The organism is Brooklawnia sp., from assembly GCF_049651565.1.
Lineage (GTDB): Bacteria > Actinomycetota > Actinomycetes > Propionibacteriales > Propionibacteriaceae > Brooklawnia.
On sequence record NZ_JBASCI010000111.1, the window covers coordinates 1 to 8,863 of the forward strand.

Consider the following 8,863-nt stretch of genomic DNA (forward strand, 5'->3'; position numbering starts at 1 on the left):
GGCCAGGCCCAGGCGTCCGTCCGGCAGCGGGTTGAACCGCAGGTCGGCCGTGCCCAGCTGGTCGAACAGCACCCCACGCGGGCCGCTCGGGCCGGCGAACCGGAACCGGAACGCGGCGCCGTGCTGGGTGGGGGTGAGCTCGGCCTGCACCTGGTGGCCCGTGTCAGCGGTCCGCAACCGGACGCGATAGTTGTGCGGGTGGGCCTGTTCGGTGCGGTGGTCGAACTCGAGCGCCCGCCCGGCCGGCGAACGCTGCGGTTCGCCGAACCACGGCATCACCTGGGCCGAGTTCCGCTCACCCAGCCACGGGCTCGGCTGGTGGCTGAGCGCGAGCGCCTGCAGCCTGGGCAGCGGACCGTCGGACGCCCAGCGGTAGATCCAGCGCGTGGTGTCGGCATCGGTGACCGGGGTGGCGAAGACGAAACCATGGGGCAGGCAGACCGCCGGGTAGGTGTTGCCCCGGCTGAACCGGTACCCGGAGTGGCTGCCCCGGGTGGTCACCGCGCGGGTCACCACGTCCTCCGGTTCACCGGGCCTGGGGTGGACGCCGAGCACCTGCAACCAGCCGCGCCCGCTGCCGGCCGGCAGCACCAGCTCGACCCTGCCGAGCCGTCGCCCGGCCACGGGCTCGAGGTCGAGGTCGAGCAGGTTCCACTGGTCGGCGACCAGGCAGCGCAGTTCGCCATCCAGCGGATGGCCGTGCTGGTCGAGCAGGATGCTGCGGGAGCCGTCGAGGCCGGCCGCGATGAGCCCCAACCGGCAGGGGTCAAAGCCGGTCCCCGACCACTCGGGGAACACGGCTATCTGCAGGCTGCTGCCGGGCTGCGGGGTCCACGCCGGCAGTGGCAACACCAAGTGGGCTGCCTCGCCGAGTTGGTAGCGCCAGACCTCGCCCGGGTACAGCCCGGTGCCGGACGCGCCGCTCGGCGCGAACTCCGGTCCGGCGTCCGGGATCAACTGCGGCTGGTGCCTGGGCATCGGCTCTTCCGCCTGGTCACGACTCGGCCAAATGGCTGGCCGGGGGCTGAAAACCTGACTGCTATGCTAACCGCGTCCTGCACCCTACGAACTCCTCGAAGGACGCGCGCCCATGATCACCGACACCTGGCTAATCGTTCCGCTGTACAACGAAGCCACTGTCGTCGGTGACGTGATCGTCAACGCCCGCAAGGAGTTCGCCAAGGTCGTCTGCGTCAACGATGGGTCCACCGACGACTCGGGCAAGGTGGCCCGCGAAGCCGGCGCCGTCGTGGTGGACCACCCGATCAACCTCGGCCAGGGTGCGGCGCTACAGACCGGCATGAGCTACGCGCTGCGCGACCCCGCCGCCAACTACTTCGTCACCTTCGACTCCGACGGGCAGCACCAGGTGAGCGACGCCATCGCCATGGTGGAACGGCTCCGTGCCGGCGACGTCGACGTGGTGCTGGGTTCCCGCTTCCTCGGCAAGCCGATCGAGGCCGGTGCGCTGAAGCGGGTGGTGCTGAAGCTGGCGGTGCAGTTCGAGCGGATCAGCACCGGGATGAAGGTCACCGGCACCCACAACGGCCTGCGCGCACTCAACCGACACGCCTGCTCGTCGATCCGCATCCAACAGAACCGGATGGCGCACGGGTCTGAGTTCCTGCGCGAGATCGCCAACAACAAGCTGCGCTACGAGGAGTACCCGGTGCACATCCTGTACACCGACTACTCGCGGGCCAAGGGACAGTCGATCTGGAACTCGGTCAACATCCTCTACGACCTGATCTTCGGCTAGGAGCATCCCATGGACAGTCAGTTGATCATCAAGGTCGTCCTGATCGGCCTGTTCGTCATCATGGGCATCATCATGGTGATACCACGCCAGGGTGCCCGGCCGTTGGCGATCAGGCGCATCGTGACCCTGCTGCTGATAGTGGTCGCCATCCTCGCCGTCCTCAACCCCGACTGGTTGTCGGAGTTGGCCGCGTTGGTGGGTGTCGGTCGCGGTACCGACCTGGTGGTCTACGTGGTGACCGTGCTGTTCTTCGGCCACATGGTGGCCGCCCGCAACCAGTCCGCGGCCACCGACCGCAGGATAACCGACCTGGCCCGTGAGGTTGCCATCTCCAGGGCCCCCGATCCGGCGACGGTTCACCCGGGCGAGTAGCCGCCCAACGACGCGCCAGCGGCGGGACACTCCGCCGCGTCCACGCCGGCGTCCGGCTGCCGCCACCGGGCCCGCAAGATCATTCCTGAACAGGTGTTCACATACGTTGTCTGGTGTGACAACATGATTCAGGAGGTCCGGTCGAGGGGGACCGTTCCATTTCTGAGGGAGCCCAAGGATGGCGCGTTTCAGCATGAAGCGATCAACGACGACCCGGATACGTGCCCTGCTGGCGGCAGCGGTCGCGGTGCTCATGGCGATGCTGGCCGCCCCGGCGCCGGCGCAGGCCTACGATCCACCGGCGGTGTCACCGTTCAGCGATGTGCCGACATCGCATCCGCACTACACCGAGATCGCTTGGATGTGGGAACAGGGCATCTCCACCGGTTGGCCGGACGGCACCTACCGGCCGTCCCAGCAGGTCGACCGGGACGCCATGGCAGCGTTCTTCTACCGCTACCAGGGGGAGCCGGCCTACACCGCGCCGGCGGTCTCTCCCTTCACCGACATCTGGCCTTCGATCCAGTTCTACAAGGAGATGTCGTGGATGAAGGCCACCGGCATCAGCACCGGCTGGCCTGACGGCACCTACCGGCCTTGGGACACCACCCTTCGGGACGCGATGTCCGCCTTCATCTACCGCGTCGCCGGCGAACCCGAATACACACCGCCGGCCACTTCACCGTTCCGCGACATCACTCCGTCCACCCAGTTCTACAAGGAGATGAACTGGATGGCCTACACGGGCATCGCCGACGACGTCGACAACGGCGTCTTCAATGCCTGGGAGCCGGTGTCCCGCGAGATGATGGCCGTCTTCATATTCAACCTGGCCAACCCGAGTACCCTCAAGGTGCTGACGGCCTCCTTCCCCGGTGCGGTGGTCGATCACGACTACCGGTTGCAGCTCTACGCCAACGGCGGGCAGCAGCCGTACACCTGGAGCGCCACCGGACTGCCGGAAGGGCTGGAGATCAGCTCCAGCGGCCTGGTCTCCGGGACGCCGACGACGGCCGGTCAGGCCCAGGTCACCGTAACCGTCGCCGACGCCAACGGTGAGATGGCCAGTCGGGTGTTGCCGATCGAGGTGAAGGAAACCCCCGATCCGCTGGTCATCGAGACCACCCAGTTGCCGGACGCCACCATCGGGGTGTCCTACACCGCCATCCTCACCGCGGACGGCGGCGTCGGGCCCTACACGTGGTCGGCGACCGGTCTGCCGGCTGGGCTGCAGATCTCGGCCAGCGACGGCACCATCACCGGAACCCCGACCGGGTCGGGAACCAGCACCGTGCGGGTGACGGTGCAGGACAGCCAGAGTCCCGCCGAGACCGCGACCGTCGAGCTGAGACTCCAGGTGAGCGCGCGACTGGTGATCAGCACCGACTCGTTGCCGACCGGTGTCGCCGGTTACTCGTACCAGGCGACGCTCGCCGCGCAGGGCGGCGCCGCGCCGTACACCTGGTCGGCCAGCAACCTGCCGGCCGGGCTTTCGATGACCGCCGGCGGCCAGATCACCGGCACCCCGTCGGCGGCCGGCAGCCGGAACGTGACGGTGACCGCCACCGACAACCGCGGCGTGTCGGTCAACCGCAACCTCACCCTGACGGTGAACCAGGCCCTGCAGGTGACCACCTCCGAGCTGCCGCTCGGGGTGGAGGGTGAGGGGTACAGCGCATCGCTGTCGGCCACCGGCGGCATCACGCCCTACACTTGGTCGGCGTCCGGGCTGCCGTCCGGGCTCTCGCTGAACAGCAACGGCACCATCACCGGCACCCCGTCGCAGGAGTTCGATGACGACTTCTACGTGACCGTCACCGACAGCGGCGGCCGGCAGGCGTCGCGGTGGGTCTGGATCGAGATCACCTGGGAGAACAACTGCGACGTCCTGCGGTGCATCGCGATCACCTTCGACGACGGCCCGCTGGCGTACTCGGGCACCCTCGCAGAGGCCTTCGCCGACCGCGACGCCACCGCCACCTTCTTCGACGTCGGCGTGAACGTCCGCGCCCGGCCTGGTGAGGTGAGCTACAAGCACAACCTGGGCATGGCGATCGGCATGCACGGCTGGGAGCACCTGTACTACACCAACTACGGTCCCAACTACGTCCGGTACGACTTCAACGCCGCCGCCCAGGCCATCGAGGACGCCACCGGCGCCTGGCCGGACATGTACCGGCCCAACTACGGCTACTACAACCCCACCATCCGGGACATCGCGGGTGACCTGGGAATGGCCACCATCATGTGGACCGACAACACCTTCGACTACGAGTACACCAACTCCAACTGGCTGCACCTGGACACCGTCGAGATGGCCAGCCGGAACAGCGTCATCCTGATGCACGACGGCTACTCGGCCACCGCAGCGGCGATTCCGTACATCATCGACGACCTGCAGGCCGAGGGGTACACCCTGGTGACGGTGCCGATGCTGCTCGGCTACGACCCGGAACCCGGCGTGGCGTACTTCGACCCCGATCCCATCTACTACTACTGAGGAGCTGGCAAAGGTGATCACCAATCGCAAGCGGTGGCTCGCCGCCCTGGTGTGCGTGCCGGCCCTGGTGGTGGGCTGCTCCAACTCCGGGACCGCCGAGGTCACACCGTCGCCGTCCCCGGCTGACACACCGGCCGCTCGCTCGGCGCAGGCCCCGTCGAGCGCGGCAGCCGAGCAGCCGGCCGCCACTGCCGAGGAGTCACCGGTCGACCGGCTGCCCTCGGTCAGCACCCCGGCCAATCCGGAGGGCCTGACCATTCCGCAGGTGGTCGGTACCTACGAGGTGGCCCGGCACCCGGTCGCCGTCACGTTCGACCAGACCGGTGGCCAGCTGCTGGTCTCGCACCGCTTCGAGGGGTCGATGGGCAGCTACGACCCGGCCAGCGGCCAACAGTTCGCCACCACGATCGTCGGGCGCAGTCCGCGGGACATCGCGGTCAGCCCGGACGGCGCCCTGGCCTACGTGGCGATCAGCGGCGATGCCGCAGTGGCGGTCGTCGATCTGGCCAGTGGTGAATTGGTCGAAACGGTGGCGGTTGGTGCCCGGCCCACCTCGGTGGCGGTGTCGTCCGACGGCGCCACCCTGTTCGTCACCAACAGCGTGGACAACACCCTGTCCGCGGTGAACCTGGCGGTCGGGGCGGTCGGCTGGACCGCCCAGGTGGGCGAGCGTCCCGGCAAGGTGGCGGTGGACCCGGTCAGCGGCGCGGTCTGGGTTGTCGACACCTCAGGTGGGGCGATCTCCGTGGTCGACCCGGAGGCCAGGGCGGCGGTCAGCACGATCGAAGTCGGCGGAAATCCGGCCGGCCTGGCGTTCCATCCCGACGGCGGCCTCGCCTACGTGGCGAACGCAGCCGAGGCGACGGTCTCGGTCGTCGACACCGGGACGCTGGAGGTCACCAACACCATCCCGGTCGAGGACGGCCCGTCCGCCATCGTGGTGGACGCCAACGCCAGCCTCGTCCACGTCCAGACCCTGAACTCGCTGCGGGTCATCGACGCGGCGTCCGGGACGGTGGTGGGTCTGGTTCCGATCGGCCCGGGGCTGACCGACATGACCATCGACCCGGCCAGCGGGACACTGTACGTCACCAGCACCGACGGGGAAGGTGTCGGTCGGGTTGCCGTCCTGGCCCGCTAGCAACCACCCGTGAGGGGGTTGCCGTTGCTCAGCGGCAGGCGGTCACCTCGTAGAGCGCAGCCTGGCCCTGCTGGATGACCAGCTCGAAGCCCGGCGCGTCGGCCAGGCTGTCGAAACCCACGTACTCGTGGTCGCCGCCGTGCACCTCCCGGGGCCCGAAGTCGAGGGCGTAACCGATGTTCATCCGCTGCACCACCTCGCAGACCTCCGGGGAGACCGCCGCTTCGTCCAGTTCGTCCTTGACCACGGCCAGGTCTTCGGTGAGGACGTAGGAGACGTGCGTGGTGGTGGTCGGGATGCCGGTCAGGGCGAAGACCATCGAACTGCCGTTCCACGGGTTGGTGGCGATGACCGTGCCCTCGGGGACGATCGTGCCGGCCGCCTGGATGATCGCGTACTCGTCGGTGGAGACCAGTGGGGAGTGGGGGGTGAGCGCGAACGACTCGGCGAACGAGTCGATGGCCCGGTTCAGCCAGCTGGCGGTCTGGGTGGTCAGCGCCAGCAGCACCGCCAGCACCACCGCCACGGCTGCCTGGAAGCGGTTGCGGCCATCAGCCACCCGGGCCAGTCCGGTGTCCACCAGGTGCGCCAACTGCTCGACACCCATCGCGGCCAGCGGGATCCCGGTGATCGGCAGCAGGCTCGCCAACCGGTAGGAGTCGTTGTACCAGACCCCGACCAGGAAGCTGCGCAGCTCACCGGCGGGCATGGCGGACGCCACCACCCACAGGCCGAGCAGCAGGCCGTGGGCGATCACGAAGGCCCGGTTGCGGCGCCACCGGAAGGCCGCGTAGACCCCGATCATCGACAGGATCGCCAGCGGCCAGGCCGGCCACAGCTGGGGTGCGGAGAACAGGATGCCGTTGCCGACCGCGTCCGGTATCGACAGGTAGGGCTGCCAGATCGCCTCGTGCTCGGCGGGCCGCAGCACCTCCCACGCGATCACCGTCGCCGGTATGGCGAGCAGGAACAGGGCGCCGCGCACCAGCAGGCGGCGCGTCCAGCCGGAGTCGCGGGGCCGAAGCAGGGCGTTCCAGACCCCGGCCGCGAGCAGCGGCAGCAGGATCACCACGTAGCTCAGCAGGACGTTGGGGTGGGCCAACCCGGCGCCCAGCAGCACCAGCAGGCCGACCAGGATGGTGGACGGCAGGTGCAGCGGCGGACCGGACTGGATGCCCAGCACGTGGACGGTCAGGGCGAGGCCGGCGGGCAGCAGGCACAGCCCCAGGAAGTTGGGGTACAACACACCGAACCCGAGCAGCAGGAACGGGAAGGCGGCGAAGCTGGCCGACAGCACGGCAGTGCCGAGCAGCACCGCCCAGTTGCCGTTGGTGATCGAGCGGACCAGGAACAGGCAGCCGGAGGTCCAGATCAGCCCGAGCGCGACCAGGGTGACGGCGTTGATGGCCAGGGCGACGTTGTCGTCCCTGACCAGCATGTTGACCAGCGCCACCACGTCGTGCCAGCCCGCCGGATAGTACATCGGGTCATCGAAGCCGGTGGTCATGGCGAAGCTCAGCGACGAACCGTTGCAGGTCTCCAGGATCCAGCGGACCGCGTTCATGTGGAAGATGTTGTCGTAGGTCTGCGAGAACGCGTCCGGGCGCCCCAGGATGTTGCGCCAGTGCCGCACCATCAACGTCAACCCGGCGACCACGGCGGCCCAGATGAGCCAGCCCGGTGCGGGCTGCAGCCGGTTGCCAGGAATGTCAGCGGCGGGCTGCGGGTCGAGCTCCGCGGTCGGCTCCGAGATTCCGTTCCGGCGGTCCCAGGCGTCGAGCAGCAGCCGCACACCCCAGGCCAGCCCGGCGCTGACCAGCAGACCGACCACCATCGGCCAGGGCCCGAAGCGGACGTCCAGCAGGCCGCAGACGATTGCCGTCAGCGCAGCCACGGCGGTGGTGGCGGCGGGGGCTGAGGCGAACCTGGCGAACCATGGCAGCCGGGCAGCGGAGGTGACCAGCAGGCCGGTACCCATCAACAGGATCGCTGCCACCACCACGAACGGCACCGCGCTCAGCCAGTCCACTCATCCTCCAGTCACCGTTCGCCGATCTCAAACCGACATTGATTATCACATGGTGGCCTCGGGCGCCGACAAAACCCGTGGCAACTCGCCGGTCACAGCAGCAGGGCAGCGGTGACCAGGAAGGTCGCGGCCGCCACTTCGTTGATCGCCCCGAACAGGTCGCCGGTCAGGCCACCGAGCGTCCGCACCAGCCAGCCGGTCCAGGCCGCCATCGCGACCTGGGCGACCAGGACGGCGGCCACCAGCCCGGCCGCGGCCCACCAGCCGCCGAGCCACCAACCGGCCACCCCGGCGATCAGGACGCCGCACACCGACTGGGCCACCACCTGCCGCAACGGGGCCGCCCCGGCGAACAACGCACCGAAACCATCGGGACGTGCGGCCGGCACCCCGGGCCGGGTGGCCAGCAGGATCGCCAGCCGCCCGGTCAGTCCGGCCAGCGCTGCCAGCACCAGCAGCGAGCGTGGGTTCACGGCCGTGGCCAGCGCAGCGACGTCGATCAGCAGGACGCCGACGATGGCGACCACCCCCATCGCCCCGGTGTCCGGCGCGCGCATGATCGCCATCGCCCGGGCGGCGTCCCGGCCCGCCTTGCGGGAGCCCAGCGCAGCCAGGCCATCGGCGGCGTCAGCCAGACCGTCCAGGTGCATGGCACCCACCAGCGCCTGCATGGCCAGTACCGCCACTACTGCGGCCAACAGATCGGCGTCGGTACGCCAGAGCACCGCCCCGCCGGCCAGCCCACCCGTCGAGCCGATCACCAGCCCGAGCGTCGGCAGCCAGGTCAGGGCGCGCCGGACGTCGTCTTGGGTCAGGTCGGTCACCGGCGGCATCGGCACCACACTGAACAGGCCGGCGGCCAGCGCCAGCCCGGGTGGCCGCGGCCCGCTGTCGGCTCGACTCACTTCAGCCTCTGCGGCAGGCCGGCGGTGCAGAAGTACACCCGGTCGCAGGCGGCGGCCACCCGGGAGTTCAGGATGCCCATTTCGTCGCGGAACCGGCGTCCCGACGCGGTGGCGGGCACCACGCCCTGCCCGACCTCGTTGCTGACCAGTACCACCG

Annotated in this window: 7 protein-coding genes and 1 pseudogene; 4 read left to right on the top strand and 4 right to left on the bottom strand. The window is 69.3% G+C overall.

Annotated features, from left to right (window positions below):
- Positions 1 to 978, bottom strand: a pseudogene (locus WBL05_RS05115) (hypothetical protein); the annotation flags it as partial.
- 112 nt (positions 979 to 1,090) lie between these two features.
- Here WBL05_RS05115 and WBL05_RS05120 point away from each other — a divergent pair.
- The 4 genes from WBL05_RS05120 to WBL05_RS05135 all read left to right on the top strand — a co-directional run bounded on the left by WBL05_RS05120 (position 1,091) and on the right by WBL05_RS05135 (position 5,772).
- Entirely contained in the window at positions 1,091 to 1,759 is a 669-nt protein-coding gene (locus WBL05_RS05120) for a glycosyltransferase family 2 protein (RefSeq protein ID WP_424224196.1), read from the top strand.
- A 9-nt stretch (positions 1,760 to 1,768) separates the two neighbouring features.
- A complete protein-coding gene (locus tag WBL05_RS05125) occupies positions 1,769 to 2,131 on the top strand; it encodes a DUF2304 domain-containing protein (protein WP_424224197.1) in 363 nt (120 codons plus the stop codon).
- 193 nt (positions 2,132 to 2,324) lie between these two features.
- Positions 2,325 to 4,631 carry a putative Ig domain-containing protein gene (locus WBL05_RS05130; RefSeq protein ID WP_424224198.1) on the top strand — a complete coding sequence of 769 codons (2,307 nt, stop codon included), beginning with the start codon at positions 2,325 to 2,327 and terminating at the stop codon, positions 4,629 to 4,631.
- Positions 4,632 to 4,644: 13 nt separating this feature from the next.
- Positions 4,645 to 5,772 (top strand): YncE family protein, encoded by a 1,128-nt coding sequence (locus WBL05_RS05135; RefSeq protein ID WP_424224199.1) that lies wholly within the window; start codon positions 4,645 to 4,647, stop codon positions 5,770 to 5,772.
- Positions 5,773 to 5,800: 28 nt separating this feature from the next.
- On the opposite strand, the gene WBL05_RS05140 is transcribed toward WBL05_RS05135, so the two are convergent.
- The 3 genes from WBL05_RS05140 to WBL05_RS05150 form a co-directional block, all read right to left on the bottom strand.
- On the bottom strand, positions 5,801 to 7,801 hold the full coding sequence (locus WBL05_RS05140; protein ID WP_424224200.1) for a DUF6541 family protein: 2,001 nt from the start codon (positions 7,799 to 7,801) through the stop codon (positions 5,801 to 5,803).
- Between the two features lie 92 nt (positions 7,802 to 7,893).
- Positions 7,894 to 8,706: an adenosylcobinamide-GDP ribazoletransferase gene (locus WBL05_RS05145; RefSeq protein ID WP_424224202.1), complete on the bottom strand. Its 813-nt coding sequence runs from the start codon at positions 8,704 to 8,706 to the stop codon at positions 7,894 to 7,896.
- Positions 8,703 to 8,861, bottom strand: coding sequence for a bifunctional adenosylcobinamide kinase/adenosylcobinamide-phosphate guanylyltransferase (locus WBL05_RS05150; protein ID WP_424224204.1), 159 nt, complete (start codon positions 8,859 to 8,861; stop codon positions 8,703 to 8,705). Before WBL05_RS05150 ends, WBL05_RS05145 begins: the two co-directional genes overlap by 4 nt.
- Between the last annotated feature and the right edge of the window lie 2 nt (positions 8,862 to 8,863).

What these genes read in the sequence shown, in the direction of transcription:
- WBL05_RS05120 (WP_424224196.1), top strand. Translation starts at nt 1,091, where the DNA reads ATGATCACCGACACCTGGCTAATCGTTCCGCTGTACAACGAAGCCACT.
- WBL05_RS05125 (WP_424224197.1), top strand. Translation starts at nt 1,769, where the DNA reads ATGGACAGTCAGTTGATCATCAAGGTCGTCCTGATCGGCCTGTTCGTC.
- WBL05_RS05130 (WP_424224198.1), top strand. Translation starts at nt 2,325, where the DNA reads ATGAAGCGATCAACGACGACCCGGATACGTGCCCTGCTGGCGGCAGCG.